We start from the raw sequence: 475 nt of genomic DNA on the forward strand, positions 1-475 counted from the left end.
TAAATTTTTTCATAATTCTCCTTTTGTATTTTAATGGACTAATTAAATCATATACAAATTTTAATTCAATACATGTTATGGTATAATAATGAATTTAAAAGTAATTTCTAATGAGTTTAGACCAAATATTATGATTCTATTAGATTATTATGGTAAAATCTATTTGTACTTTATTATATTTTTAGGAAATATAAAAGGAATTGATAATATAAAAAAAGTGTAAAAGTATAAAAATGAAATGTATGATTTTTTTCATTTTTATGAAAATATTTACACGTTGGTATTTGAAAAAAAACAAGGTATATTTAAAATTGAAAGAGTCAGTTATGGTAAATGAGGGAGAAATAAGGATACTTGAAAAGCTTTTAGAAGAAAGTATTGTAAATCTTCAAAGTATATGTGAGTATTTTAGAGTTTCAAACAGAACAATACAGTATAATATTAATAATATAAATTACTATTTATTTAAAAAAGG

The 475-nt window shown here is 19.4% G+C and carries 1 protein-coding gene; it reads left to right on the top strand.

Features of this window, described 5'->3' with window-relative positions:
• Positions 1-326 precede the first annotated feature (326 nt).
• On the top strand, positions 327-475 hold a 149-nt coding region (locus tag AYC60_RS09560), incomplete at its 3' end, for a helix-turn-helix domain-containing protein (RefSeq protein WP_414162575.1).

It is taken from the genome of Streptobacillus felis (assembly GCF_001559775.1).
In the GTDB taxonomy this organism is placed as follows: Bacteria; Fusobacteriota; Fusobacteriia; order Fusobacteriales; family Leptotrichiaceae; genus Streptobacillus; species Streptobacillus felis.